Origin of the sequence: Fischerella thermalis PCC 7521, from assembly GCF_000317225.1 — a bacterium.
In the GTDB taxonomy this organism is placed as follows: Bacteria; Cyanobacteriota; Cyanobacteriia; order Cyanobacteriales; family Nostocaceae; genus Fischerella; species Fischerella thermalis.
Genome location: NZ_AJLL01000039.1, coordinates 15,391 through 42,146 on the forward strand (window position 1 = coordinate 15,391; position 26,756 = coordinate 42,146).

Here is a 26,756-nt window from a genome sequence, read left to right on the forward strand (position 1 = left end):
ATATTTAGGGTGGTGGGGTGTGAGGAGTGTGTAGACGCGCAAGCGGCTTTCCGTAGGGTGGAGTGTGAGGAGTGTGAGGAGTGTGGGGGGAATTAATACTAAACAAATGACCAATGACAAATGACAAAAAACTACTAACTACCAACAAACAACAATCAACAACCAACTCTTTGACGATTATGTGGTTTTAACAGATAACTTACATCGGGTCCACAGGGGATGATACCACCAGGATTGAGTGGAAAGAGGTTGCCGTAGTAGTCTCGCTTGACGCTATCTAAATCACAGGTGTCAGAAACTCCTGGTAGCTGATATAAATCGCGTAGGTAAGGTCCTAAATTTTCATAGTCTTGAATTCTGTGGCGATCGCACTTAAATAATCCGTAGTAGACTACATCAAAACGGAACAAGGTAGTGAACAAACGCACATCTGCCAGCGTTACTTTATTTCCACACAGGTAACGACTGTTTGCCAATGCGACGTCAATTTCGTCGAGAGTGGTGAACAACTCGTGACAGGCTTTGTCGTAGGCTTGTTGAGTTTGGGCAAAACCACAGCGATAGACACCATTGTTTACCGCATGATAAATTTTCTCGTTCCAACGGTCAATTTGCTCACGCAGTTCTTCTGGATAAAGATCAAGTTGGGGATTTTTGGCAAACTCGTTAAACTGGGAATTCAACATCACGATAATCTCTGCACTTTCATTATTAACTATCGTCTTGGTTTGCGTATCCCAGAGTACGGGAACAGTACAACGTCCTTGATAACCAGGTACAGCTAAATTGTAGAGTTGGGGAAGGGTGCGACAACCTTCTTGTTGTTGGTTAAGAACCCAGATACCTTCGTTTGGTGAGGGAGATACAATCGAAACTAGTATGGCATCTTCTAAACCTTTGAGCGATCGCACAACTAAAGTTCTATGGGCCCAAGGACATCCTAAACCCACAAAAAGGCGATAGCGTCCCGCTTGGGGTTGATAAGGATTGTCTGCTTGTGTACCAATAAAATTGCGAAACTGACTAGCTGGACGGATGTATTCTCCTGACTGGTTACGAGGAGCCAAATTCGACATCATCAAATGCCACATAGTTGTCCAGACAAACTTTCCCAACCGGATGATAATACCAGAAGGCAGTGACTTACCTTGCTTTTTGATTTTTTCGTTGTTTGGCTTCTTGTCCTGCACAACACTAACTCCTTAGTCTCTCCACAAATGCTTGATGTTCGGCTGTTTGCAACCCCTGTTGAAGAACTGCTAAAACCTCAGCCATACTACCTTCTCGCAAAGCATTAACCGCCAACCATAATCCAGGAAAAATCTGACTGCGAATTATTCCATCTGTATCTGGTTCTCGCAAAACATATCGTCCTTGTTCTAAGTTGAACCAATCTAGGCGATTCTCGTAACTTTGCCAGACAATATACTCTTGTACTCCATTGCGACGATAGGCATTAAGCTTGTCATTCAGATCATAAGCAGCACTACTAGCAGCAATTTCTACGATTAATTCTGGTGTACCTTCAATATAATCATCATCACTAATACGGGAATTGCCACCTACTTCTGGTTCAATTCGTAATAGGGCGTCGGGTTGAGGTTCATTGTCAGCATCTAGGCGGACTGTGGCGTTATCTTGTAAATCAACTCCGGGTGTTGCAGCAGCGTAGGTTCCCAACCAAGTCATAATTTTCGCATGAGGTCTGCCATGACCTCTTGCACGCACAGGTGAAGCCAAATATACAACTCCTTCGATTAATTCTGCTTTTATATTCTGCGGCATTGCTTGATAGCGGCGTTCAAATTCGTAACGAGTCAGGCGATCGCCACTTTCTAAAGGAGGAAGGTTAGTACTAGTAGATATAGCTGACATAGGAGGCAACAAACCTTTATTTTTACATAGATATGCACATGCATATTAATATTAAAATCTATTAGGTAGTAACTTGGTAAATACTATTAATCAAAAGCAGAAACATAATCATCCATATAACTAATGAAATGCCAATTATTTTCTGAAAAATTATCGATTCTAGAAGAAGAAAAATACCAAGATAAGGGGTTGCAGCGGGATATTTTCTAGCGAAAGGTAATACAATTGAGGCTGAAGTTTTAATTTGAAATTTCCAAGTTTATGGATTCTCATCCAGTGCTGTGTGCTGCCATAGCCGATCGCATTGCTAATAGTCCTAATCAGCGAATTACTTTTGCCACCTACATGGATATGGCATTGTATCACCCTGACTACGGTTACTATTCTACCCAAGCTGTAAATATCGGTAAGCGGGGTGACTTTTTTACCTCTGTCCATCTTGGCCCAGATTTTGGTGAATTGCTAGCTGAACAATTTGTCCAGATGTGGGAAATTTTAGGACAACCAGTGCCTTTTTCCCTAGTAGAAATGGGTGCAGGACAAGGGCATTTAGCACTCGATATTTTAAATTACTTAAAATTGCGCTATCCAAATTTTTTTGCTGCCCTAGAATATATGATTGTAGAAAAGTCCCCGATTCTCAGGCAAGAACAACAGCAACGCTTACAAGAATTTACAGTTCAAATCAAGAGTAGTTTAGAAGAAATACTTAGTAATTCCATTATTGGCTGCTTTTTTTCAAACGAATTGGTGGATGCTCTACCAGTGCATCAATTTATTTTAGAACAAGGGCAACTGCGAGAAATTTATGTAACTCTACAGCAAGAGTCTATCGTCAATCATCAAGAGCTACTCACTTCCCCCACACCCCCATCTCCCCTCATCCCCACTCCCTTTACAGAAATCACAGCCGAACCTTCCACACCAAAACTAGCTGAATATTTTGATTTAGTTAGCATTCAGTTCCCAGAAAATGTTTATCCAGAAGGGTATCGCAGTGAGGTAAATCTAGCAGCGCTGGATTGGTTAAGTGTAGTAGCAGACCGTTTGCAGCGGGGGTATGTGTTAACTATAGATTATGGCTATCCAGCAAGTCGTTACTATAATCCCAGGCGATCGCAAGGCACACTACAGTGTTACTGGCGTCATCAGCGCCATAATAACCCCTACATCAATATCGGGCGACAAGACATCACAGCCCATGTTGACTTTACCGCTTTAGAACGATGGGGTGAACGCTGCGGATTAGCTAAAGTTGGTTTGACGCAGCAAGAATTATTTTTGATGGCATTGGGATTAGGCGATCGCATTGCTGCGCTATCTTATACAAATCAACCCATCTCTGATTTACTGCGTCGCCGGGATGCATTACGTCAGCTTTTAGATCCCTTTGGATTAGGTGGATTTAGTATCTTGGCACAAAGTAAAGGACTCAAGGAAACAGAAACATTTCAACCACTCAAAGGATTTACTGTACCAGAACTAGCACCAACGTCCATTTAAAAAGTTAAAACTATATTAATCTCACTTGGGTGATAGGTAATTTATGATTAAAGGCTGAAGTATAGAAGTATAAAGGCTAAAGTAAATATTTTTAACCTTTATTCTTTTTTAGTCAAAAGGTAATAATTATGACCACCCATGACTTATTAATGCTAATCGTACTACTCGTTCCTGGCATTTTACTGTCAGTAATGATTATGGTTACTTTTGCCGCAGGTGGCTAAAAAAAGTAGTTAGTGGTTGGTAGATGGTAGTTGGTAGGGGAGGTGGGGAGATGAGGAGTATGAGGAGTATGAGGAGTGTGAGGAGTGTGAGGAGTGTGAGGAGTGTGAGGAGTGTGAGGAGTATTAAAACAACTAACCACTAACTACTAACCACTAACTACTAACTACTAACTTAACGCTCTACCAGAGGAACGTAAAAATGAAAGTAGCATTTCTGGGGACTGGATTAATGGGACTGCCAATGGCGCAAAAATTGTTAGAAGCAAGAGTCCAGCTAATAGCATATAACCGCACCCCAGAAAAGTTAGAACCGTTAAAAGAAATTGGTGCGGAAATAGCAGAAAAACCTTACCAAGCAATTAATGCAGCTGACTGTGTAATTCTCATGCTGACGAATGCAGCAGCAATCTATAGTGTCCTACTTTCAGATCGATCCTCACAAGCTGTAGCAGGAAAAAGCGTCATCCAAATGGGAACTATTACCCCTACCGAAAGCAGAGAAATTAGAGATGCAGTAGTTGCCGCAGGTGGAGAGTATTTAGAAGCACCCGTACTAGGTAGCATCCCAGAAGCACAAGCTGGTAATTTAATTGTGATGGTAGGCGCGCATCAAGAACAATACAAACGTCACTTAGAGTTATTAAAACACTTTGGCCCAGAACCTATCTTAGTTGGATCAGTGGGAACAGCTGCGGCACTGAAACTCGCTTTAAATCAATTAATTGCTTCCCTAACAGCAAGCTTTGCTTTGAGTCTTAGTTTTGTCCAGCGTTATGGCATTGACGAAGACTTGTTTATGTACATTCTACGCCAAAGCGCCCTTTACGCCCCAACTTTCGATAAAAAATTGCCAAGAATGTTGGATAGTAATTATACTAATCCCAACTTCCCCACCAAACACTTGATGAAAGATACTGATTTCTTTATTGAAGAAGCAAAAGCCGCAAGTTTAAATGTTAGCAGTATTGAAGGTGTAAGGAAAATCTTGGAAATGGCAATGAAGATGTCATTTGCTCACGAAGACTATTCATCTATATTTTCTGTAATTAAATCAGGAGAAAATTAAGATAACTATTCAAAATTCATCTCACTACTGAGTACAAAATTAAATAAACTCATAGCGAAACTCCTCTCACAAAACTCTGCGTCCCTTTGCGTTATCCTTAGCACTCCTGTGCGTTTAAATAATATTAAGTTTGACTAATTGCTTACGATATAAAGCTTGGTTATTGGCTTTTTCCAATTACCGATTACCCATTACCGACCTCAACGAATCATACAAGTGTTCAGGGGGATATTATATTACCTAAATTTCTTCCTACGTTCTTCATTCTTGCGATCGCACCAAAACCATTCCTCGTCTGACATATACTTTACAGATTTGATACGTTCCACCGCCCATACTGCATATTCAGGAATAATCTCACAGCCTAGCCATCTTCTACCAAGTTGTTCAGCAACAACCAGCGTTGTTCCTGAACCAAAAAATGGATCAAGCACAATATCTCCTCTTGAAGATGAAGAAAGTATAAACTTTCTCACCAACTCCTCTGGCTTTTGAGTTGGATGTTTAGTTTTTTCATCCATCCCATTACATATAGTTGGTATTTCTATCACATCTCTGGGTTTTGCACCCTGGGGATGGGGACGCCAAATTCTCCTATCATTTTTACCATTGTTGCCATATTGACTTGTTTTTGCTTGGGGATGTTGTGGATATTTTAAAGTGTGTTCGCCATAAGGTATGCGTATATTATCTGGATTAAAATAAAAATTGTTGGTCTTTCTAAAATGTAATATACTCTCATGAGAACGTCCCCAATCATTTGAGAGATTGGCTTTATTTTTATAATGCCAAATCAACCACCTACACCCACTAAAAAATTTCAATGCAGGCAGTTTTATATCAGCAATAATTTCTGAAAAACCACAAATATATAGTGAACCTGTTGATTTTAATATCCGAGAAACTTCTTCAATCCATGTTAAAGACCAATTCACATAAGCTGCTTGAGATTCAAAATTGTCCCAAGCAGCTTTTTTTATATTATAAGGAGGATCTGCAAATACTAAATCTACAGATTCAGAAGCCAGATTTTTGAGCCATTGAATTGAATCACCAATCCATAATTCTCCATGAGGATGGCAATAAAAAGCTTGAGGTTTTTGTGAATCATATTTTTTGATGTTGAAATTTTTTTCTGGAATCACAAAACATAACTGAGTAATTACTAAAAAAAATTTATACCTGCTAATTACAACTTCGGCAGAATTTCTGGTAGTAATTGTCCAGGCACTTTAGATAGAGCTAAATTTTGTCCTTGTATTCCTAATTCATTGTGAAAAGCGCGAATCGTTTTTACTAAATAATTAAATGTAGTTTGGTAAGCTTCAGGTTTATTGCTTAATCCATTTAATGCTTGCAGATGGTTATCCAATGCTAATTCTAAATGTTGAGAACGTGCGGTTTTATCGCCATTTAAATACTGATCTGTTGCTAGTTGATAGTGCGCTAATCCTAAGTTGTTGTGAGTGGCAAAAATATCAAAACTTAAATTAGTATTCTTCAGTGAGTGAGCAAGATTTAGAGATTCTTGATAAGCATTGATGCACATTTTTAGAAAATTCTGTTGTTCTTCTTTGTTGATTTGTGATTGGTTGGCTAAGTGCCAATAAGCAGTACCAAGATTATTTTGTGTGGCAGCACAAGCGGCCGGAACATGTGCTGGTGTACGATATTTTAAAGCTTCCCCATAGGCTTCCACAGCAAGTCGCAGATTCTCTGCTGGATTTTCGTACTGTGCTAGATTCCAATGAGCAGTACCAATATTGTTTTGAATCATGCCATATTTCAGTGGTTCCTGCTCGGGGTTGTAGTAGGCTAAGGCAAGACTGTAAGCTACGATCGCATTCTTTAAATGCTCCATCGGTTGACTGTACTGGGCTAAATGCCAGTAAGCAGTACCCAAGTTATTCTGAGTTGCAGCATACTTCAATGGTTCCATCTCGGCGGTACGGAAGCAGAGTGCTTCTCGATAAGCTGCAACCGCTTTTTGCCAGTTTTCGGCTGGATTAGAAAAACGTGCTAAGTCCCCATAAGCAGTCCCCAGATTATTCTGCACCCGTGCATAAGTTTCTGGATGGGTTTCAAGTGAAATTAGTTTTAAAGCTAACTGATAAAACTCTATTCCCTGTTCTATATAAGATTGTCCTTCTTCCGAATTGGGCGGTGTGCGGTATAGCATCCAATAAAGTGTACCTAAGTCATTCAAAATATCTGGCACTTGCGGCGAAGTTTCATCGTAGGTAATAGCCTCTTGGTATGCCAAAATAGCCACCATCAAGTTTTCTAAGTTAGCTTGTCCTTGTTCAATGCGGAGGCGATATAAGTTACCCAGGCGATGATAAGCTGCTGCTAGTGTTTCTGGTGAAGCTTTTGTGGCATGTAGAGAGTCAATTTCTTCTAGAAGTTGTTGTACTTGTATACTCTCATCTTGATCATGAGCGATCGCAGTGTTAATGGTTGCTAGTACTAATTCTGTTAACTCTTTACTAATGTGCGATAAACGCGGTGGCGATGAAGTCTCGCTGATACGGACTTTTTCGTTAGTTTCTTGCTGAAATGTTTCTGGAACAAATAATTCTGACTTGATTGGTGAAGGTTCTTGCGGTTTGTGTCCACGATTGACAGGTGTATTGATTGCAAAATCAACATCTTCCACAGGAAAATCGTCACCAGAGACAGTTTCTTCCCAGATTACCTGTTCAATATTTCCTAAATCTAAGCTTCTAGAACCAGAAAAGCGTTCTGGTGAGTTTTTAGTACGAGTTGTCGGTGTCGGTTCTCCAGCAAACACAAACACACCAGTACGACAACGCCAAAACTGTGGTGCTGACTGCTGTATGGCGTACAACCAAGGACGTGGCGTCCACAGTAATAAACTTGATTCCAGAAAACGACTGGATTCTGGACTTGATAAATGCTGTTCAGTTAAACGGAGATAGTGCAAAAATAAACGCTGTATCGCCACTGGTTGTTTAGTCAGCTGCTCAACACCTACAATCTGAAAAGCTGGTATTGGCAATGACCGTCCAGGATTATCTTTAGATACGCCAACAATTGGTGGTGGATAATTCACCAACCATTGATTTATCTGTGCGATGGGGTTAGGGTCACTTAAATTCAACCTCAAGGTAACTAGCCGTGGATAGGCTGGTGTACTAGCTTCCTGTGTATTTGATGGTTGATACAGCACTTGACCAACTGGATAAGCCAAAGTTGAATGCAAACGTGCTGCTACCTGATTTCTCAAGTTTAAATCATCACATACCGCTACAAAAATTTGTCGCCGCAAACCAAGACTAAGTGCAAGTTTTAGACGGTGGTATACTTGGCGATTCCACGCAAATTTATCCGAATGTGCAGTATCATTCACGCTCATGGTGGCTAAGGAGCCAAAACGCAGTGTACATCCCTTTTAAGGGCATATGCAAGCAATCTGTAAATTATGATTATGACTTCGATTTTCAAGTACTGATTGCTCTGCTCAGGATAAATCAAGGTTTCAAATAAGAATAGAGGAAGCGTATATTATTATACTTATATTTTGCACTTATTTTCTTGCACGATAGAGATCTTCTGTCTTATCTTCAGAGTAGACAAAAAAACCAGGTTCCCATAAAGTGTAGAAACCTGAATAAATATCAAATAAAATTGATTTATTAAAGTAATTTTGATTAACTGACATTAGAAACAGAGAAGGCCACAAAAATCAAACCACTGACCAAAATTATTGCCACAACTCCCAAAATCACATAATTGCGCTTTTGCTGGGCTGTCGGAGGTTCTGCTTGATAAACTTTGGGTTCACGGGCAAAATTATTGAGGCGACCGCCTTCTTCTGTCGTGTAGGGCATGGACTAATTCCTTACTCTGCTTTTTGATTTCATGTTACATAAATGCAATAGACTACTTTTGTAATTAGAGATAATTCGTTACAAATGACATAGTGTTGATAGTTGATTGTTGCAAACAACCATCAACAACCAACAAACATCTAACTTGTAATTGTTCCAGTCACTGGTGAAGAGGCGCTGGCATAGTCTTTAATGGGCATTCTACCAGCCAGATAGGCTATGCGACCAGCAACAGCAGCCATATTCATGGCACGTGCCATCAGGGGTGGGTTTTTTGCTAAAGCGATCGCGCTGTTAATTAACAAAGCATCAGCACCCATTTCCATCGCCTGTGCTGCTTCGGATGGTGAACCAATGCCAGCATCTACTACTACGGGTACATTGGCATTTTCGATGATAATTTGAATGTTAGCAGTTGTTTTCAAACCCTGGCCAGAGCCAATCGGTGAAGCTAAAGGCATGACTGTGGCACAGCCTACTTCTTCCAAACGCTTAGCTAGCATCGGATCAGCATTAATATAGGGTAAAACAGCAAAGCCTTCTTTGACCAATTGTTCTGCTGCTTGGAGAGTGCCAATCGGATCTGGAAGTAAATATTTCGGATCAGGAATTACTTCTAACTTAACAAAATTATTATCTTCCTGTCCCAGGAGTTTTGCCATTTCCCTTCCCAAACGGGCAACCCGAATCGCTTCTTCGGCGGTTTGACAGCCAGCAGTATTCGGTAGCATCCAAATTTTTGTCCAGTCTAGCGCTTCGGCTAAACCTTCGTGTCCGGGGGCTTTAGTTTGTACTCGTCGCACAGCCACAGTCACAATTTGACAACCACTCTCCACCACACTTTGCTGCATTTCCTCGATGCTGCGATATTTACCAGTTCCCGTCATCAAGCGGGAGGTAAAAGTTTTGCCAGCAATGATAAGTGGTGTGTCTGGATTGGGTGCAAAGCTTTTTTCCGGAAATGCTTCACTTTTAAGGGTAAGGGAATTGACTTGCCCCTGATCTGGAAAAGCGGGGAGAGGATGAGTCAGCATAACAGAGGAGGTAGATGATTTGTTCTGGAAGCGCGAGTAATGAAAATGGGACAGGAGGGGGTCAGATTTTTGCTCCCAAATCAAATCAGCAATTAGTGTTGCTGTTACGGGTGCAAGCAGAATCCCATTGCGGTAGTGTCCAGTAGCCAAGGTGAGATTTTGACAGGGACTATTCCCCAGAATTGGTAATTCATCGGGGGTCGCAGGACGGAATCCCCACCACAATTCTTCTATGGGATAATCTTGGATTTGAGGATATAGACGGATGGCTGCTTGTAGTAAAGTTTGAACGCCTGCTGGGGTGTTTTGCGGAGTAAAGCCAACATCTTCGATTGTAGCGCCAATGATAATTCGCCGATTGCGTTTTGGCACAATGTAAACATCCTGCCCAAATAAAATTCGTGTTAAGGGCAATTGTGTGATCGCTTCTGGTACACGCACGCTCAACATTTGTCCTTTGGCGGGACGTACGGGTAAGGGAAACAATTGATTTGTCCAAGCACCTGTGGCTAAAACATAGTGTTCGGCGCGTAAAATTCCAGCATTGGTTTGTACACCTACAACTTGCCTTTGCTGCTGCAAAATGCCTTCTACTGCGATTCCTTCTTTGAGTTCCACACCCAATGATTGCGCCGCACTCAGTAGCGCTTTTGCTAAAGCTCGATTGTCTACTTGGGCGTCTTCAGGGTACCACCAACCGCCAGTTACCTCTTGTCCTAAACTTGGTTGATATTGGTGAATAGTTTCTTTGTCTAACCAGTAGGTAGTAGAAGAGGATGGAGTGATGGGGTGGTGGGGAGAAATATTTCTCCCTATTTCCCTCTCTTCTTCAGAAAAGACTGGCGCTAAAATTCCACAAGGCCAGTAACCAGTGTTGCAGCCAGTGAGTTGTTCTAATTTGTGTGTCCAGTCAGCATAAATAGAACGCGATCGCCAACACAAATCTTGCATTGCTTGATTTGAGATGTTTTCCGCATCTGGAGCCAACATCCCAGCAGCAGCATGTGTAGCGGCGGCGTGGAAATCACGACTAGTTACAATAACTTTCGCACCACGCAGTTTCAGTTCAACAGCGATCGCCAAACCGATGACGCCGCCACCGATAATCAAAACATCGTTAGTCATTAGTCAAGAGTCCAAAATTCATAGTCAAGAGTCAATAGTCAAGAGTCCTTAGTCAAGAGTTCATAGTCAAGAGTAATGACTATCAACAATTGACAATTGACAATCGACTATATAACTCCTAACTCATAATTAAGTAACTCATAACTGTTAACCGCTGATAGGCAAGCACTACCACAAAGCTCGAATTGGTTCGTTATCCTGATTAGTATCACTTGATTGAGTATCGTCTGTGGTGCCTGTATCCTGAGCAGTTGTTGTTGTGTCAGTCATGGTTTCAGTCAAAGTGTCATCAGCAGCGTTATTCTGGGCAACATTAGTTCTGTTGGTTCTAGTGTTATTTGTGCCAGCCGCAGTGCTATTGACATTAATATTGGCAGGGAGAACTTTTGATGTTTTTCCTCCTGGGGCTTGAGCAGTATTTTGTCGGCCCATCGGAAAGCTAATCCCCAGCAATGTACCTAGTAAAATAGCCAAACCTCCAGCCATCAAAATGAGTGGTGTCCATCTACCCATGTTTTTTCTCCTTTTTAACCTTTTGGTGTCCAGACTACTTGAGAACCTTCTCCCCAAAATCCATCAAAATTGGTGACTTTTACATCTCCCATAAGCTGAGTTTGACAAGCCGAAACCCAGATTTTTTATCGGAGAATGAGGAGGTAGTGAGAGCTGCCCTTCACGCCAATTAGCCTTTGAAGCTTTACCTTCTGCTTGCAATTGCACAGAACAGCTGCCGATTAAGCGACAGTTTATTACCTTAGCACCGCTATTGTAGAGGTCAATACCATTTTGCAGCAAAATTTTCTGCCGATTTGCTCTACGCATACACTCACTTGTTTTATCTTGAGCTAACACCTTGGGCATTGCAGATCACTACACAAGTTTTAGGTTGTATTGTAACAATTTATTTTTGGTATAAAAACTATTTCATAATTGGATTTAAGTTATGAAACAATCACAGGAACATCCTTAAGGATTAGTTCATAAATCATTTAATCTTGTCATATTATTATGGTCTTGAAAAATAGTGAAGCGGTGTTAATGCTGGCAATACAGACCCTATTAATGTCTATATTTTCTAGAATTTGAAAATGGTATAAACTCACTATTTATCAGCAGATTTTCATCAGTGTAGTGTTGTCACAAACCACCTTGAAATGTAGTTGTTATGAATTCCAAGCAAAACCAAGGGTATAAACTCTTGACTCCGATTACAATTTTATATCCTGACAGATCTTTTTTTATTCTCTATAGTTCTGACCAATTGCTCATCTTATGACTGTTAACAGTTCACCTCAACTTTGGATATATGACACTACACTTCGAGATGGTACTCAGCGCGAAGGGCTATCTGTTTCCATAGAAGATAAGTTACGCATTGCCAGAAGGCTGGATCAACTGGGTATTCCCTTCATTGAAGGTGGTTGGCCTGGAGCTAATCCCAAAGATGTGCAGTTTTTCTGGCAGTTGCAGGAAGAACCCCTCAAACAAGCTGAAGTTGTGGCTTTTTGTTCAACTCGACGCCCAAATACAAATGTGGCCTCTGAGCCAATACTACAAGCTATTCTTGCTGCTGGAACCCGTTGGGTGACTATTTTTGGTAAGTCTTGGGATTTGCATGTGACTGAAGGACTCAAGACCACTTTGCCTGAAAATTTGGCGATGATCCGCGATACGATTGAGTACTTACGCACTCAAGGGCGTCGCGTTATCTACGATGCTGAACATTGGTTTGATGGCTATAAGCACAATCGGGATTATGCTTTACAAACATTAGAGACTGCGATCGCTGCTGGTGCTGAATGGTTAGTGTTTTGTGATACTAATGGCGGCACGTTACCCCATGAAATTACGCAAATTATTACTGAAATAGTTAAAGTTATTCCTAGCGACACTAAATTAGGCATTCACACTCATAACGATTCAGATACAGCAGTTGCCAATGCTCTCGCTGCCGTCATGACGGGCGTCAGGATGGTACAAGGCACAATCAATGGTTACGGCGAACGTTGTGGTAATGCCAATCTTTGTTCGTTAATTCCTAATTTACAACTCAAGCTAGGATTTAAATGTATAGAAGAGAACCAACTCTCGCAATTGACGGACACCAGTCGCTTTGTCAGCGAAGTAGTTAATCTTGCTCCAGATGAACATGCACCATTTGTAGGTAGGTCAGCATTTGCTCACAAAGGCGGGATTCATGTATCAGCAGTAGAACGTAATCCCCTGACTTACGAACACATTCAACCAGAACAAATTGGCAACCGTCGTCGAATCGTCATTTCCGAACAATCAGGAGTCAGTAATGTTCTAGCAAAAGCCCGTTCATTTGGGATTGAATTAGATAAACATGACCCCACAACCCGAAAAATTCTCGAACGCTTGAAAGATTTGGAGAGTGATGGATATCAATTTGAAGCAGCAGAAGCAAGTTTTGAATTGTTGATGCGCCAAGCTTTAGGAAGTCGCCAACAATTTTTTGAAATCAGGGGTTTCCAGGTTCACTGTGACTTGGGACAGGGAGAAGCCAATACTAGCGCCTTAGCCACAGTCAAACTTGCCGTCAATGGTAAAGATATTTTGGAAGCAGCAGAAGGAAACGGCCCTGTTGCAGCTTTGGATGCAGCATTACGTAAAGCTTTAGTGAATTTTTATCCCCACATAGCAGCTTTTGAGTTGACAGACTACAAAGTACGAATTCTCAACGGACATACAGGTACAGCAGCCAAAACGCGCGTCATGGTAGAGTCGGGAAGTGGTCATCAACGCTGGACAACGGTAGGAGTTTCTACAAATATTTTGGAAGCTTCCTATCAAGCAGTAGTAGAAGGATTAGAATATGGCTTATTGTTACACTCCCAAGCAGAAGCGGCAGTCGTAGGTAATAGATAATTGGTAATTGGTAATAGGTAATTGGTAATTGGTAATTGACCTATTACTGCAATCTGTATTGAAAATAGCGATCAGGGATTAACTTAACAGCAAACCCATAATCCATCAGTGTTCATCGGTGTACCCTCCACCGAAGCCACGCAAAGCGCGTTTGCATCTGTGTACCTTACGGAAGCCGAAGAAGGCGCGTCTACGTTAATTTTTCATCGGATCTGTTGCACCTAGTTCTGGCGATTAGAAATCGCGGCTATACAAACAAAGTCCGTCGACGCGGACTTTTCAGCCCACAGAGGTGGGTTTTGTATGTGTAACTGCTACTTCTAGTCACCTGATGCTTTTTATAACTAAACTATTTAGCTGTAATTGCGGATCATTTCACTGTTTAAGGAATTATTGAAGCGTAATCCTCAATTTGTCCGCGCCAAAACTTAAATCAAGATATCACCTTGAAAGTTAGTAACTTGTTACTCACCAGTTTATTTCTTACTTTTAATTTGCCTATCACTTTTGACATGCCAGTTGCCAATCTCACACTACATAATTTATACTCCCACACCACACAAAATGATTGGCAATGATTTTTTTGTTGTTTGTTGTTTGTTGATTATTCCGAACAACTACCAACCAAAAACTACCAACAAAATCTAAGAGAAACTTTCCCAGGCTTGGGCAACTACTTGACTCAGCCAACGTCGCTGCTGTTTATCTAGTAGAGTGTCTTCAGCTAGCAATTGCGCTGTTAATTCTTCTAGGGATTGACCTTGAGCGCGGACAACTTTGATTACACCTGCGATCGCAGCAGCAACGATTTCTTCATCAACTGGCTTTTGCCTTAGGGCAATGATTTCTTGAGGGTTATCTGGAATGGGATAATTCATGGCGTAAGTTTAATGAAACAGAGAATGAACAAAAACTTTGACAAACTTTTAAAATTTCTTTATTGAATTTTTATTCAACAAGATAGGGCGGATCTTACCGTAAATAACCCCAGTTTTGAATCTGTCTTAGTGCATATTATTAGTTGGAGATTTGAAAAACGAATGAAAGAGATACTTTACATAGAAATCCCCACTGCGGACACAACAGCAGTCTGTAAATGGTTACAAACTGAGTTTGAACCAGGAAATGGGAAAAAAATGCTGACACCGGATGGTTTTCGCTTGAGAATGATTGAAAATACAGATGATAACAGAAATATTCCGGAAAAATTGCCAGTTGAACTCTCTATCTTTGTTTGGTCCGTACAACGGACTACTTACTTGAAAGTTTTTCGCTGGTCAGAGCAAGCTTTTCCCCAGGAAAAACAAATTCTTAAAATGCTCACAACTGCGATTAGAAGCCGCTTTCCCCATCAATATCCAGAACCACCAACAATTGATTTATCCCAGGAATCGATTTTTGAAGCATTAGCTCCCTATTATCCCCTCACCGTCAAATATTTTCAAAAAATGCCCAACGGCGAATATGACCTCCAGCGGGTGTACTGGTGGGAGCAACGCTGGCGTCAAGGAGTGCGGAATCCACAGAAACCGCGTCAGGTAGTTTTCTCCCATAAAGGAGATTGGGAGATGGGGAACTCGAGGCCCCCACGACCCCAGGGAGTGGGGATTAGGGGTAAATGGGGAGATAGGGGGATAAGAGAAAATAGTTTCCCCACCACCCCACCACCCCACCACCCCACCTACGATTTAATCTACATCGGCGGTGCGCTTGGTGTGATTCATGCAGCTGTGATGGCAAAATTAGGCTACAAAGTGCTGTTAGTGGAACGCTTGCCTTTTGGGCGCATGAACCGAGAATGGAATATTTCTCGTGATGAAATTCAAAGCTTGATTAATTTAGGTTTGCTGACACCCAGCGAAGTTGAATCTATTATTGCCCGAGAGTATAAAGACGGATTTAATAAATTTTTTGATGCTTATGTTCCCAAGCAACTAAAAGCACCCATTTTACACACTCCCACAGTCCTAAATTTGGGACTAGATTCCGAGAAATTGCTCCAACTGTGTGGACAAAAGCTGCGGTTGGCAGGTGGTGAAATCTGGGATGAATCAGAGTTTATTAAAGCTGATATTTACACATCAGGAGTTGTTATTACAGTTAAAGACTTAAAAAACCAAATAGACAAGCAAGCAAGCGGACGAGTGCTAGTAGATGCGATGGGAACAGCATCACCAATCGCTTGGCAGTTAAATGGTGGTCGTGCTTTTGACAGTGTTTGTCCAACAGTAGGAGCAGTAATAGAACGGGGATTTGAACCAGGAGTCTGGGATTCCCAATATGGGGATGTGCTAAATAGTCACGGCGATATTTCGCGCGGAAGACAATTAATTTGGGAATTATTTCCTGGTGCAGACGAAGAACTAACAATTTATTTATTTCATTACCACGAAGTCAATTCTCAAAATCCCGGTTCCTTGCTGGAAATGTATGAGGACTTTTTCACAATACTGCCAGAGTATCGGCGCTGCGACATGGACAAACTAGTCTGGAAAAAGCCGACCTTTGGGTATATACCGGGTCACTTTAGTGTGGGGAGTAGCGATCGCACAGTAGCATTTGATCGATTAATAGCCATTGGTGATGCTGCATCCCTTCAGTCACCCTTAGTTTTCACAGGATTCGGTTCCTTGGTTCGGAACCTAGAACGTCTCACTACTCTCTTAGATATTGCCCTCAAACACGACTTACTTTCTTGCCAACACTTGAACCGAATTCGTGCCTTTCAAAATAATATTGCTGTGACTTGGATGTTTTCCAAAGGCATGATGGTTCCTACCGGTAAATTCTTACCACCAGAACGCATAAACACTATGCTGAATAACTTCTTTGGTTTGTTGGCGGATGAACCCCTCGAAGTAGCAGAAGATTTTATCAAAGATAGATTCAACTTGCTTACTTTTAATCGCTTAGCACTAAAAGCAGCCAAGAAGAACCCAGCATTGCTAATGTGGATTTGGGAACTAGCTGGTGCTAAAGATTTATTGCGTTGGTTAGGGAACTATTTTGACTTTATTCGTCATAGCCTCATTAGTGCTTTACTCAGTGGATGGCTACCGCATTTTCTGCACCGCAATAGTCAGTGGCTGGAAAATCGCTCTCCAGCATTGTGGTTGCACCTATTAGCAATCAGCTATGCCTTGACCACAGGTAAAGGAAAACCAGAAATGAAAAAAGTTCAGAGTCAACAGTCAACAGTCCATAGTCAAGAGTCAATTGTCAAGAGTCCATAGTGTGAAGTATGAACTATAAAATCTAAATTCTTCTTATTTTCATCCTTCATCCTTCAGCCTTATTCATTGAGTATTAGGGCGAAAATTTGGCAATTCTACAGATGCTAGAGACTTTCGCCCTTTAGGTGGTCGTTCTGGATAAAGCAGTGGTGAGGGTGATTTAAAAGTCTCAGTAGACTCTGACAATGACGGGGGTAATGGTGACACGTCTAACCAGAAATCCTCATTTTCTTCAGAATCTGTATCAGCACTCGGTGAAATGACAATTATTGGTTCTTTTTTATCTTCAACGGGTGTAGCAACTGTTTCCCAAATGGGTGTGACAACTTCATCATCACTTTTTGCATCTTCCATATCTTCTACATTTTTTTCAACAGAGGTTAGTGATGCAGATGTGTTTTGGGCTGCAAAAAATAGCTGAATTAAGTTTTCTACTTGCTCGTCCAAACTTAAGGAATCAGAAGATGAAACTACCTTTGGTTCAGTTGCATCATCAATTTCTGGCTTGGTAGTTGATTGCTCTGATGTCAATATACTTGCTGGAGATGGAGTGTCAGCAGTCGATAATTGATCAGAAGTGGAGTTATCCCAAGTATTTGGGGTTGATGAAGAAGATTCTAGCCAGAAACTACTTATATCCTCACAAGGAGAATCTAGTTCTGCTGACCAAGGTTGAATTGGTTGTTGGTTGGGAACTAAAGAATGAGTCCGCCGATAATTTCTAAGTTGTCTGTCATTTACATCGTTGGCATCAGCATGATTATTTATAGAATCATAACTATGAACTGGTGGTGTTTCTAGACATTTTTCTAGAGCTGCTTTGAATTGTAATGTCTGGCGTTGTTGCCGCATTAATCGAGTACGCAATTCTCGACAAGAATTTTCTGATTGTAATAGCTGGTGGGATTGTTCATTATATTTAGTTTGAATTAAGGTACATTCTCGTTCCAGCAGAGCAAGACGTTGTTGGGTAATTTCTAGCTGTGCTTTATAGTTCTCTATGGCAGTTTCTTGATTTTGAACTGTTTGGAGTGCAGTTTCCAATTGTTGAAATAGGGATTGTATTTGTTCTTGAGCAGCAGTGAGTTCTTGAGTTTGTTGGTTAAGCATAGCCTCTGCGACAGCAGAACGCTTTTTCTGCCATTGCAAAGCTGCTTCTGACTCAGACAGAGCAGTTGTTAAACCTTCTACTTGTTCATATAAATTATTGTTGGCAGAACGCAATTCTTCATTTAATGCCAAAAGTTGTTTAAATTCAGAATCAATCTGTAGTTCCTTTTCTTTTTCAGGCTCCGCAACCCAATCTAGTTCAGGCTCTAACTCCTCTAGCTGCTGCTGATTTAACTCTAATACGCATTGAGAATTACTAATTACCTCTATTTGTTGATTCGTTTCGGTCATTGAGTCTTGACAAGATGCATTTTCCTGACACTGCTTATCTTCTGCTGGTGCAAACAACGGCAATTGCGAAATTGTTCTGTTTTCAACAGGCAAAACAGAATAAAAAGGACAACTTGCTTGTTGCGGTTGCGACGCATTAGCAGGATCTACGGGTTCAATAAAAGCCCCGTTATTTGGGGTGTCTGCTTCATTCATGACTTTTCACCCACCAGCTTAAACTTATTGATTGGTGACTGCGGTACTATTACATATAAATGCTGTCTTATCAAAAATCTACTCCATAAGGCAAGTTTGTCACCTCCCCAAGGAAAGTCATTTATCATTATTTTGTTATAACTTTTCGCTACCCAAGAATGGGAAGATTGTCAAACATCAACGAGAAAAAATTTTTCTCCTCACACCCCTGACACTCCTCCACCCCCTCTACTTCACCATCTCCTCATCATGGCAACCAACGAGGATAAAACCCTGTTAAAGGTAGTTGTTCTGGTTTCAGATCTGCGCTGGTCTGAGCATCGGCTATTGGTAATAAAGGCATTAACCACAGGTTGCTAGTGGCAATTGTCTCTCCATCATCAGTTGTCAAAAAAGGTGCGTTTGGTGTTGTGGTTGGGTTGGTTTGGGTCTGAATCTGGTCAAACAATAAACCTAAGCCATCGGGAGATAAACTCATCTGGACGTTTCTTTGGTCGGGAGGTAGCACTAATAATGGTTTCTGTTCCCCCGTTTTGATATCAATTGCAATTAAATATGGTTGTTCTTGATAATACTCTCCTGGTAGTAGCTGTGTTAGCAAACAATAGAGTGTGGGAGAGGCAGTATCAAATTGACAATTAACTATAGAACCTGTGGTGGATAACAGTTTTTTCTGAACCCCCTGGTTAGTGACTAAAAACAAATCCCGCGTATAATCTGTATTAAATTTAACCATTGCCGCTTGGGAACCATCCCCGGAGAAGGCTTGTACCAAGCCAAATTGTGGGAAAAAATCTAAGGGCTTAGTGCCATCTTTTTGTAGAGGTAAGATAGCTGTTCCCTGACCTTGGGCGAGGGCGACAGCTTTACTGTCCGGTGTAATCATAAAGTCTCCCCCCGGTTGACTTTGCAAGCGTTGAGGAGTCGGTTTTTTATCAGAACCATCACTGGTAACTGGCATAAACCACAACCCAAAGTCACCAGGATTGTCCTTCTTCCCCCTTTGAACAACAATCGTTTGCCCATCAGGTGATACATCAAATTTCAAGTTTTGATATTCTTTATTGTCTAAAAGCAAGTCTACTTTAGCTGCTGGTTCTGCTGTGGTTTCATGGGGTGCATTATAGCCAGTGGTGACTGTGTACAACTGTGCTGATAGTAAATCTTGACTATCGGCGGGGCGAGCCGAGAATAATATTTTCTGCCCATCTGGAAATGGCTTAAAGTCGGTAACGATTAAATCTTTGGGGGTAAGTATCTTTTTTTGTTCTTGGGTTAAGTTGTAAAGAACTAACCTTCCTTGATCTTCTTCGCTAGCCCCGATATAAAGAATCACGCGATCGCGTGTGCTAAATGTTGTTTGAAATGGTTGTATGGTTTTATTAATTTTTTCCTGGGTAGCGAATTTGTCTTTTGCTCCTTCTAAGCTCACTTTATAAGTTGTTCCATAGGGTGCTGGGGTGATGAAGCTATAACCCATGCGCCGCCCCGCCCAACTGAATGTACCTGCTAAGGGAGGCTCTATTTTCAAATTTTCCTCTACGCTTTTTGTATCCATAGGACGGCTAAAGGTGAGGACAAAGGCTCTATACTCTGAACCAATTTTTTGTTTTTGGATGGTGAAATTAGTCACAGATATATCTTTTTCTTCACTTTGTAAGTGCTTCCAAGTGAATTCGCGCACACGAACTCTGACTACATCACCTTGGGATATGATTAGCCCAATTACCAAAATCAGCAGTAACATTAATGCGATCGCAACGCGATCTAAGGGTTGGAAAAAAGATTTTTTAGTAGTCATTTGTAATTTGTTGATTGTTGATTGTTGGTTGTTGGTTGTGATTACAAACAACTGACAACTAACAACTAATAACTAACAACTAATAACTATAGGGATTTTTTGGTTGGGGAATTTTTTTCAGGGAACTGGCAGCTATGGTAAGTTGACGTTTGTCTGCAATTGTTGCTGTGGTCATTTCTCCCTCTACTTCTAGCCAGGTATCAGGTGGATACTGATCGCGGGTTTCTTTCAATTTCACTGGTAATCCTACAGGATAAGCATCAGCGGCGCAGCAAGTCAGAACAAATCGCGCTAAAAAGAGATATTCTTTTCCTAAATCTGGTGGATGGATGACAAATCCTTGTACCTTGACTTTATTACCTTGATATCTATCTGGTTCTGGGTAGATGTTAAGCATACGTACCCAGTCTACGAGCGATCGCTGCTCAGGAGCAACAGAGGCACGGAACGCTTGCGGTTTGACGCGTGTAGAACCTAATAATTCACTGAAATCTCGTTGCAGTGCTTTATCGCTGGCAAATACTTGTGGTGTAATAATAAATCCCAACACTGCTGTTACTAACAGCAAAGCGCTACCCCATCCAGGAGGAAATAAGTTGATGTGTTGAAAGTTAGCAGTTACTTCATAGCGACGTCGCTGCCAAGTTTCTTTAATTTTGAAAAAACTGATAATTAGTAAGCCGAATGCGGCTGTAACTACTAATCCAAAATAATTGGGATGAATTAGCAAATTCAGTTTGTTAGTGAGCCAGTACTTTAATAGCAAAATACCCCAAGCAGTAATTGCTAGAATATCAAGCCACGAAAGTAACAAATTTTTAAGTTTAGATTTGGGATTCGCGATTCTTGTCATTGCTCTAGAGCCAAGAGTTTATTCATTCACAATTAATCTTGAGTCAAGTTTTTTAAATAAAGTGTAAATTCAGTATCAAAGTGAACAAAAAAGTTAATAGTGCTGCTAAACCAAACAGGTAAAAAATAGCTCTGGGTTGAAATATTGTTAACATCAACCCCACACCTTTAAGGTCAACCATCGGTCCAAATACCAAAAATGCTAATAAGGAACCACTGGTAAAAACAGAGGCAAAAGACAGAGCAAAAAAAGAATCAACAGTAGAACAAATTGACACTACTGCCGCCAATACTAACATGGCGGTAATTGAACTAATGGGGCCTGAACCCAAACTAAGAATTAATTCGCGAGGGGCGAGGACTTGAATCGCAGCTGCGATCGCACTACCAATTACTAGTACTGCTCCCAATTCCCGCAGTTCTTGCACGGTATTTTCTAACACTAATCGGAGTTTCGCTCCTAAGGGTTTACTCTGAGGAGAATTTGCAGATGTGGCTTCCGCAGCAGTTTCCAACCGTGTAGTTTGCCCTGCTCCTAACAAAAACGTTCCAGACTGTAATAAAGTCGGTACACTTGCTTGCTGCTGTGCTGGGGAAAGTTTCGCACGGCGTTTTGTTTGTGCAGTGGGGGGTGGGTTAAATTTCAAGTAACGAGCAAGCGCCGGCTGAACTATGGGAGTCAGGTCTTTTTGAAAACTAAAGACGAAGCCAATAATAGTTGCAATTGATAGGGAAAACACTACTCGTAATACTACTATTTCTGGCTGATCGCGAAATGCTGTCCAAGTTGCCCAAATCACAATCGGATTAATTGTTGGTGCTGCAAGCAAAAAGCCAATTGCTACTGATGTAGGTACTCCCTGCATCAATAAGCGTCGTGCTACTGGCACGTTACCACACTCACAGACCGGAAACAAAAACCCTACCATACTACCAACCAAAGCCCCTAACAGGGGATTTTTAGGCATTTTGTCTACCAATTTGCGCTCATCGACAAAAAATAGCAGCAAGCTGGAGAATAATACTCCCAACAGCAAAAAAGGCATCGCCTCGACTAGCAGACTCAGAAATAGAGTAAAACCATTGTTAAGTTTATTCATGGGCGTCGCTGTCAAAAGCGGTTTTCAGTTATAAGGTTCTGCCAAGTCATTTTATCGAAATGGGGATCAAAAACAGATAAAGACTGTATAAGCGCTCATCAAACATTTAGTTCATGATGAGTTTCTATGATTTGTTTTGAAAGCTGGCAAACCATTACTGGTGATAAATAATTATTTCGATTTGGGTTTGTCTACTGGTGATGAATCCTATTCCTAGATAGCTGAACTACAAAAATGGTTCCAATTTTAGAACTTAAATACTTGCCAGCACAATTTTTGATTACATTTTTTTATAATTAAATTCAGTTTGCTTGATATGATGCTGTATTTTATGCTTTTTTATCAACCTTCATCAACGAAGCACTGAACTTCCAGGCTCAGAAAGCCATCAGGGACAATAGTAGGTTAATTCGGGTCATACCCAAAAAACCAATCCCAACGATCTGACTACAGCAAAGTGTAGAGACGTTGTACTGCAACGTTTCTAATATTCCAAATAGTTTTGATTCCCGAATTAGCACACAAAAAAGAGCAGGTATAGAACCCGCCCCTACATCATCACTAAAGGTAAAAACTTTATTTGTTTTACCTCACTCAATCTCTGGCGCACTTAACGATACTTCCGGCGTAATTTGCTGTGCTAATGAAGGTACTGCATCACGCAATCTTTCTGTGAGCTGTACTGTTGTAGCATCGTAAACCTGAGTCAAAATCTTGGGATATAAACCAATGCCAACAATTGGTACTAACAAGCAAGCAATGATAAAGATTTCGCGGGGTTCGGCATCGATAAGTTTTTGATGAGAAACTAATTCCTTGTTTTCTTCACCATAGAAAATTTCCCGCAGCATGGACAGCAGATAAATCGGCGTTAAAATCACACCAACTGCCATCAAGAAGACCACGATTATTTTGAAAGTGGAACTATAGGCGTCGCTAGTGGCAAAACCCACAAAGACCATCAATTCTGCCACAAAACCACTCATTCCCGGTAATGCCAAAGACGCCAAGGAACAAGTCGTCCACATAGCGAAAATCTTACCCATTTTCTTACCGACACCGCCCATCTCATCCAACATCAAAGTGTGTGTGCGGTCGTAAGTTGCTCCCACTAAAAAGAATAAACTCGCCCCAATCAACCCGTGGGAAACCATTTGTAGCATAGCCCCATTCAAACCTAAATCTGTGAAGGAAGCAATACCAATGGTGACAAAGCCCATGTGGGAAATCGAAGAGTAGGCAATTTTCCGCTTGAGGTTACGCTGGGCAAAAGATGTCAAAGCAGCGTAAATAATATTAACTACCCCCAAAATGACCAATACAGGCGCAAAATAAGCATGGGCATCAGGGAGCATCTGGGCATTCATACGAATTAAAGCGTAACCACCCATTTTCAGCAGAATACCAGCTAGCAACATATGCACAGGGGCTGTAGCTTCACCATGGGCATCTGGTAGCCAGGTGTGGAGTGGGAATATGGGTAACTTGACGGCGTAAGCAATCAAGAAAGCAGCATACAGCCATAATTGTAAGTTCAAAGCGAAGTTTTTCGCCGCGAGCGATCGCATATCAAAGGTGACTGTATCGCCGTAAAATGCCATTGCTAGGGCAGCTATCAAAATAAACAGTGAACCACCCGCAGTGTACAAAATAAATTTGGTCGCTGCGTATTGGCGTTTTTTACCTCCCCAAATTGCCAGCAGCAAGTAAACCGGAATCAATTCCAGTTCCCACACTAGGAAAAACAACAGCATATCCTGAACGGCGAACACAGCAATTTGTCCGCCGTACATCGCCAACATTAAAAAGTAAAACAACTTCGGCTTCAGTGTTACAGGCCAAGCTGCCAAAATCGCCAGTGTGGTAATGAATCCAGTCAAAATAATTAGGGGCATAGACAAACCATCCGCCCCTACTGACCAATTCAAATCCAGTTGTGGAACCCAAGGATAACTCTCAAACAATTGCAAATTGGGATTAGAGAAGTCATACCCAAGGTAAAAAGCAGTAACAATTAGTGCAAAATCTATCAGCCCAACGATGAGGGCATACCAACGTACCGTTTTGCCGTCTTTATCTGGCAAGACGGGAATGAGCAGCGATGCTGCTATCGGTAACAGGATAATTGTAGTCAGCCAGGGAAAATTAGCTGTATTCATTGAAGTCGCTCTCAAGGTTCGGCTATCTGCTACTAGCTATTAACTAGCAGTTTTTTCGTGATCTGGTTGTTATTTGTTAGGTTGATTTAACAAAAGTCAAAAAATATGAAGGCAGGTGAACTGATTGCCCTGCCTTCATCTAAGTTACACAAACTTGTTGGTGAGTTTGTTATCGGTTACGAGTAAACAGTTATCAAAACTCCACACTAGAAACCGATAACTGATAACTTATAACTGACCACTGTATTAAGTGACACCAAAGAAAATCACTAAACCCAATACGGCAGCGAAAACAATCAAAGCGTAGAATTGGGCACGACCGTTTTCTAGGTATTTCAAACCTTCACCACTAACCAGGGTGAAAAAGCCTGTGAGGTTAACAGCACCATCAACAACGCGGAAGTCAACTTCCATGACTTGTCTAGCTAGGCGACGCAAGCCGAGGACAAACACTTGGTGGTAAATGTCATCAAAGTACCACTTGTTGAGGGATAGTTCGTAAAGTGGCTTAATTTTGGCAGCGATCGCCACCGGATTGATTTTACCCCACAAGTACATCAAGGAAGCAACAGTAATGCCAATCAGGGAAATTCCGACTGAACCACCTGCCATAATGTAAAACTCATGCAGGTCAACTTCAGCAGCTTTGACCAAAACTTCTTCGAGGGTTTCGTTGGGAGAGTAAATAAACTCCTCAAAGTAGTTAGCAAAGGGTGTCCCCACCAACCCAATGAGCATCGAAGGAACTGCCAATAACACCAAAGGTAGGGTCATTGTCCAGGGTGACTCGTGGGGATACTCACTGTGACCGTGACTATGACCGTGGTCGTTGTGGTGTCCAGCGTGGGCTTCTAGTTCTCCCTTGGTCATTGCACCAGGACCAAAAGCTGGAGTTCTTTCAAAGCCTGTAACAATGGCCATGCCCATCGGAGACTTGAGTTTTTCCCACAACTGGGTTTTGTTGCCCCGGAAGTTACCTTCAAAGGTGGTGAAATACATCCGGAGCATATAAAAGGCGGTAATTCCAGCCGTTAGCCAGCCAACACCCCACAGCAATGGGTTTGATGCAAACGCCGCACTGAGGATTTCGTCTTTTGACCAAAAACCAGCAAAGGGCGGAATTCCGGATATTGCTAAACAACCGATAAAGAAGGTAATGGCTGTAATTGGCATATATTTCCGCAGTCCACCCATTAAGCGCATATCCTGCGCTAAGTCGGGGTCGTGACCGACAACTGCTTCCATGCCGTGAATTACCGAACCAGAACCTAAAAACAGCATCGCCTTAAAGTAGGCGTGGGTCATCAGGTGGAATAGTCCAGCACTGTATGCACCTACTCCCATGGCCATCACCATGTAACCGAGTTGGGAAATGGTGGAGTAAGCCAAGCCCTTTTTGATGTCGTTTTGGGTAATGGCAATGGTTGCCCCTAAAAAGGCGGTGAATGCTCCAGTGTAGGCGATTGTGTTCATTGCCGCTGGGACGTGTTCAAATACGGGGTACATCCGGGCAATGAGGAAAACGCCTGCTGCCACCATGGTTGCTGCATGGATTAAGGCAGAAATGGGCGTGGGGCCTTCCATCGCATCTGGTAGCCAGACATGGAGGGGAAACTGGGCGGATTTGGCTACGGGACCTAGGAAGACTAAAATCGCAAATAGGGCTGCCAGTATATTGCTGAGAGAACCCGTGTGGACGAGTTCAGCAAGGCGATCGCCCATGATTTGAAAATCAAAGCTACCTGTTGCCCAGAATAGTCCCAGAATTCCCAATAACAAACCAAAGTCACCCACGCGGTTAGTGACAAAGGCTTTTTGGGCTGCGTCTGCTGCGGATTTGCGATCGTACCAGAAGCCGACCAGCAAGTAGGAACACATCCCTACCAGCTCCCAGAAGATATAAATCTGCACCAAGTTCGGGCTGACTACCAGACCCAACATTGACGAGCCAAATAAGCTGAGATAGGCATAAAACCTGACATAGCCAGGATCATGAGCCATGTAGCCATCAGTGTAAACCATGACCAGGAAGGCTACCGTCGTCACAATCACCAGCATTAAAGCTGTCAAGTGGTCAATGGTGTAGCCCATGCTCAAGTGAAAATTGCCAGCCGCTGCCCATTCTAGGGTGCGGGTGTAAGGTGCGTGTCCTTGCAGTTGGCTCCACAATATGGCAAACGACAGCCCCATAGCCGCTCCCATCAAGGAAATAATCAACGCGGCATTGAACTGTCGTAGGCGGTTCGTCACCTGATTTAAAGAGATTAATCCCAGCCCTACCAGCGTTGCCCCGATAAGGGGCAATACCGGAATGAGCCAGGCATATTGATAGATTACTTCCATCACTGACGCCTACTTATAGAATTCTTCATGAGAAAGGACAAAGGATGAAAGAATGCACTAGTTGCAAATGGCTGTTGAGAGTGCCAATAAGGAGGAACTTTCACG

19 protein-coding genes and 1 pseudogene are annotated in these 26,756 nt (G+C 41.9%); 4 read left to right on the top strand and 16 right to left on the bottom strand.

Annotation, left to right across the window (positions count from 1 at the left end):
* Window positions 1–155: 155 nt before the first annotated feature.
* The gene (locus UYK_RS0109770) at window positions 156–1,190 is read right to left on the bottom strand and encodes a glutathione S-transferase family protein (protein ID WP_009455819.1); all 1,035 of its coding nucleotides are present in this window, start codon (window positions 1,188–1,190) and stop codon (window positions 156–158) included.
* 4 nt (window positions 1,191–1,194) lie between these two features.
* Window positions 1,195–1,875 (bottom strand): Uma2 family endonuclease, encoded by a 681-nt coding sequence (locus UYK_RS0109775; RefSeq protein WP_009455818.1) that lies wholly within the window; start codon window positions 1,873–1,875, stop codon window positions 1,195–1,197.
* Between the two features lie 261 nt (window positions 1,876–2,136).
* Between UYK_RS0109775 and UYK_RS0109785 the strand changes: the two genes are divergently transcribed.
* Window positions 2,137–3,378, top strand: coding sequence for a class I SAM-dependent methyltransferase (locus UYK_RS0109785; RefSeq protein ID WP_009455817.1), 1,242 nt, complete (start codon window positions 2,137–2,139; stop codon window positions 3,376–3,378).
* A gap of 220 nt (window positions 3,379–3,598) precedes the next feature.
* Here the strand turns inward: UYK_RS0109785 and UYK_RS26960 are convergent, their stop codons facing one another.
* Entirely contained in the window at window positions 3,599–3,742 is a 144-nt protein-coding gene (locus tag UYK_RS26960) for a hypothetical protein (protein WP_200860992.1), read from the bottom strand.
* A 59-nt stretch (window positions 3,743–3,801) separates the two neighbouring features.
* Between UYK_RS26960 and UYK_RS0109790 the strand changes: the two genes are divergently transcribed.
* On the top strand, window positions 3,802–4,668 hold the full coding sequence (locus UYK_RS0109790) for an NAD(P)-dependent oxidoreductase (protein ID WP_009455815.1): 867 nt from the start codon (window positions 3,802–3,804) through the stop codon (window positions 4,666–4,668).
* Between the two features lie 236 nt (window positions 4,669–4,904).
* Here the strand turns inward: UYK_RS0109790 and UYK_RS0109795 are convergent, their stop codons facing one another.
* The 6 genes and pseudogenes from UYK_RS0109795 to UYK_RS24125 all read right to left on the bottom strand — a co-directional run bounded on the left by UYK_RS0109795 (window position 4,905) and on the right by UYK_RS24125 (window position 11,539).
* Complete coding sequence (locus UYK_RS0109795; RefSeq protein ID WP_009455814.1) at window positions 4,905–5,813, bottom strand: DNA-methyltransferase; 909 nt, start codon at window positions 5,811–5,813, stop codon at window positions 4,905–4,907.
* 44 nt (window positions 5,814–5,857) lie between these two features.
* The gene (locus tag UYK_RS0109800) at window positions 5,858–8,044 is read right to left on the bottom strand and encodes a tetratricopeptide repeat protein (protein ID WP_009455813.1); all 2,187 of its coding nucleotides are present in this window, start codon (window positions 8,042–8,044) and stop codon (window positions 5,858–5,860) included.
* Between the two features lie 295 nt (window positions 8,045–8,339).
* The gene (gene psb34 / locus UYK_RS0109810) at window positions 8,340–8,519 is read right to left on the bottom strand and encodes a photosystem II assembly protein Psb34 (RefSeq protein ID WP_009455811.1); all 180 of its coding nucleotides are present in this window, start codon (window positions 8,517–8,519) and stop codon (window positions 8,340–8,342) included.
* 140 nt (window positions 8,520–8,659) lie between these two features.
* The gene (gene thiO, locus UYK_RS27645) at window positions 8,660–10,678 is read right to left on the bottom strand and encodes a glycine oxidase ThiO (RefSeq protein WP_009455810.1); all 2,019 of its coding nucleotides are present in this window, start codon (window positions 10,676–10,678) and stop codon (window positions 8,660–8,662) included.
* 168 nt (window positions 10,679–10,846) lie between these two features.
* A complete protein-coding gene (locus tag UYK_RS0109820) occupies window positions 10,847–11,191 on the bottom strand; it encodes a hypothetical protein (protein ID WP_009455809.1) in 345 nt (114 codons plus the stop codon).
* A gap of 14 nt (window positions 11,192–11,205) precedes the next feature.
* Window positions 11,206–11,539: pseudogene (locus tag UYK_RS24125) on the bottom strand (hypothetical protein).
* A 411-nt stretch (window positions 11,540–11,950) separates the two neighbouring features.
* On the opposite strand from UYK_RS24125, the gene cimA reads away from it, so the two are divergent.
* Window positions 11,951–13,567 carry a citramalate synthase gene (cimA, locus tag UYK_RS0109830; protein ID WP_009455807.1) on the top strand — a complete coding sequence of 539 codons (1,617 nt, stop codon included), beginning with the start codon at window positions 11,951–11,953 and terminating at the stop codon, window positions 13,565–13,567.
* A 644-nt stretch (window positions 13,568–14,211) separates the two neighbouring features.
* On the opposite strand, the gene UYK_RS0109835 is transcribed toward cimA, so the two are convergent.
* Window positions 14,212–14,445, bottom strand: coding sequence for a hypothetical protein (locus UYK_RS0109835; RefSeq protein WP_009455806.1), 234 nt, complete (start codon window positions 14,443–14,445; stop codon window positions 14,212–14,214).
* Between the two features lie 162 nt (window positions 14,446–14,607).
* Here UYK_RS0109835 and UYK_RS0109840 point away from each other — a divergent pair, with 162 nt between their 5' ends.
* Window positions 14,608–16,800 (top strand): NAD(P)/FAD-dependent oxidoreductase, encoded by a 2,193-nt coding sequence (locus UYK_RS0109840; RefSeq protein WP_009455805.1) that lies wholly within the window; start codon window positions 14,608–14,610, stop codon window positions 16,798–16,800.
* A 63-nt stretch (window positions 16,801–16,863) separates the two neighbouring features.
* Here the strand turns inward: UYK_RS0109840 and UYK_RS0109845 are convergent, their stop codons facing one another.
* The 6 genes from UYK_RS0109845 to UYK_RS0109875 form a co-directional block, all read right to left on the bottom strand.
* On the bottom strand, window positions 16,864–18,396 hold the full coding sequence (locus UYK_RS0109845; protein ID WP_009455804.1) for a hypothetical protein: 1,533 nt from the start codon (window positions 18,394–18,396) through the stop codon (window positions 16,864–16,866).
* Between the two features lie 247 nt (window positions 18,397–18,643).
* Window positions 18,644–20,197 carry a TolB-like translocation protein gene (locus UYK_RS0109855; protein ID WP_009455803.1) on the bottom strand — a complete coding sequence of 518 codons (1,554 nt, stop codon included), beginning with the start codon at window positions 20,195–20,197 and terminating at the stop codon, window positions 18,644–18,646.
* A 79-nt stretch (window positions 20,198–20,276) separates the two neighbouring features.
* Window positions 20,277–21,050 (bottom strand): TIGR03943 family putative permease subunit, encoded by a 774-nt coding sequence (locus UYK_RS0109860; protein WP_009455802.1) that lies wholly within the window; start codon window positions 21,048–21,050, stop codon window positions 20,277–20,279.
* A gap of 52 nt (window positions 21,051–21,102) precedes the next feature.
* Window positions 21,103–22,149 carry a permease gene (locus tag UYK_RS0109865; protein ID WP_009455801.1) on the bottom strand — a complete coding sequence of 349 codons (1,047 nt, stop codon included), beginning with the start codon at window positions 22,147–22,149 and terminating at the stop codon, window positions 21,103–21,105.
* Between the two features lie 590 nt (window positions 22,150–22,739).
* On the bottom strand, window positions 22,740–24,308 hold the full coding sequence (gene ndhD1 / locus UYK_RS0109870) for a photosynthetic/respiratory NAD(P)H-quinone oxidoreductase subunit D1 (protein ID WP_009455800.1): 1,569 nt from the start codon (window positions 24,306–24,308) through the stop codon (window positions 22,740–22,742).
* A 246-nt stretch (window positions 24,309–24,554) separates the two neighbouring features.
* Window positions 24,555–26,651, bottom strand: a complete 2,097-nt coding sequence (locus UYK_RS0109875; RefSeq protein WP_016871332.1) for an NAD(P)H-quinone oxidoreductase subunit 5 — start codon at window positions 26,649–26,651, stop codon at window positions 24,555–24,557.
* Window positions 26,652–26,756: the final 105 nt, after the last annotated feature.

Excerpts from the sequence above, each read along its gene's own strand:
- UYK_RS0109820 (WP_009455809.1), bottom strand. The coding sequence starts at position 11,191 with ATGGGTAGATGGACACCACTCATTTTGATGGCTGGAGGTTTGGCTATT.
- thiO (WP_009455810.1), bottom strand. The coding sequence starts at position 10,678 with ATGACTAACGATGTTTTGATTATCGGTGGCGGCGTCATCGGTTTGGCG.
- UYK_RS0109835 (WP_009455806.1), bottom strand. The coding sequence starts at position 14,445 with ATGAATTATCCCATTCCAGATAACCCTCAAGAAATCATTGCCCTAAGG.
- UYK_RS0109790 (WP_009455815.1), top strand. The coding sequence starts at position 3,802 with ATGAAAGTAGCATTTCTGGGGACTGGATTAATGGGACTGCCAATGGCG.
- UYK_RS0109855 (WP_009455803.1), bottom strand. The coding sequence starts at position 20,197 with ATGACTACTAAAAAATCTTTTTTCCAACCCTTAGATCGCGTTGCGATC.
- UYK_RS0109775 (WP_009455818.1), bottom strand. The coding sequence starts at position 1,875 with ATGTCAGCTATATCTACTAGTACTAACCTTCCTCCTTTAGAAAGTGGC.
- UYK_RS0109845 (WP_009455804.1), bottom strand. The coding sequence starts at position 18,396 with ATGAATGAAGCAGACACCCCAAATAACGGGGCTTTTATTGAACCCGTA.
- cimA (WP_009455807.1), top strand. The coding sequence starts at position 11,951 with ATGACTGTTAACAGTTCACCTCAACTTTGGATATATGACACTACACTT.
- UYK_RS0109865 (WP_009455801.1), bottom strand. The coding sequence starts at position 22,149 with ATGAATAAACTTAACAATGGTTTTACTCTATTTCTGAGTCTGCTAGTC.
- psb34 (WP_009455811.1), bottom strand. The coding sequence starts at position 8,519 with ATGCCCTACACGACAGAAGAAGGCGGTCGCCTCAATAATTTTGCCCGT.
- ndhD1 (WP_009455800.1), bottom strand. The coding sequence starts at position 24,308 with ATGAATACAGCTAATTTTCCCTGGCTGACTACAATTATCCTGTTACCG.
- UYK_RS0109785 (WP_009455817.1), top strand. The coding sequence starts at position 2,137 with ATGGATTCTCATCCAGTGCTGTGTGCTGCCATAGCCGATCGCATTGCT.
- UYK_RS0109800 (WP_009455813.1), bottom strand. The coding sequence starts at position 8,044 with ATGAGCGTGAATGATACTGCACATTCGGATAAATTTGCGTGGAATCGC.
- UYK_RS0109840 (WP_009455805.1), top strand. The coding sequence starts at position 14,608 with ATGAAAGAGATACTTTACATAGAAATCCCCACTGCGGACACAACAGCA.
- UYK_RS0109875 (WP_016871332.1), bottom strand. The coding sequence starts at position 26,651 with ATGGAAGTAATCTATCAATATGCCTGGCTCATTCCGGTATTGCCCCTT.
- UYK_RS0109860 (WP_009455802.1), bottom strand. The coding sequence starts at position 21,050 with ATGACAAGAATCGCGAATCCCAAATCTAAACTTAAAAATTTGTTACTT.